Origin of the sequence: Pseudomonas sp. K8 (genome assembly GCF_014889455.1) — a bacterium.
Classification (GTDB): domain Bacteria; phylum Pseudomonadota; class Gammaproteobacteria; order Pseudomonadales; family Pseudomonadaceae; genus Aquipseudomonas; species Aquipseudomonas veronii.
The window spans coordinates 1-621 of record NZ_VJWO01000201.1 but is presented as its reverse complement, the minus strand read 5'-3'; the positions used below and the strand labels follow the sequence as shown (position 1 = coordinate 621).

Here is a 621-nt window from a genome sequence, read left to right as displayed (position 1 = left end):
TCAGTTTGACTTCGATGCCTTGAACCGGATCTTCGGAACCCGTTGCGGTGGTCGGTGCTGCGACCGGCGCGTCGTTCACCGCAGTCACGGTGATGGTGCCGTTGGCAGGCGCCGAAGTCAGCGGGCTACCGCCGTCAGCGATACCGCCGTCGGTAGCGGTGTAGGTGAAGTTCGCCGTGCCGTTGAAGTTTTCGTTTGGCTTGAAGTAAACGGTGGCTTCGCCGTTGACCGCGTCGATCGAGCCGGTTACCGGCTTGGTCATGGCGGCGTCGGTGTAGAAGGTGCCATTGGTTGGCGTACCGACGGTGAAGGATTTCACGTCTGCCACGCCGTCTACGTCGGTGGCGGACAGTTTGACCGCGATACCCACGCTTGGATCTTCAGCACCCGTTGCGGTAGTGGCCGCAGCCACTGGTGCATCGTTGACCGGGGTCACCGTGATGGTGCCGTTGGCAGGCGCTGAGGTCAGCGGGCTGCCGCCGTCGGCAATGCCACCGTCGGTGGCGGTGTAGGTGAAGTTCGCGGTGCCGTTGAAGTTTTCGTTTGGCTTGAAGTAAACGGTGGCTTCGCCGTTGACGGCGTCGATCGAGCCAGTCACTGGCTTGGTCATCGCCGCATCAG

Annotated in this window: 1 protein-coding gene; it reads right to left on the bottom strand. The window is 62.2% G+C overall.

Annotation, left to right across the window (positions count from 1 at the left end; all coding sequences use genetic code 11):
• The coding region (locus INT12_RS30995) for an Ig-like domain-containing protein (RefSeq protein ID WP_193059240.1) at positions 1-621 on the bottom strand (621 nt) is incomplete at both ends.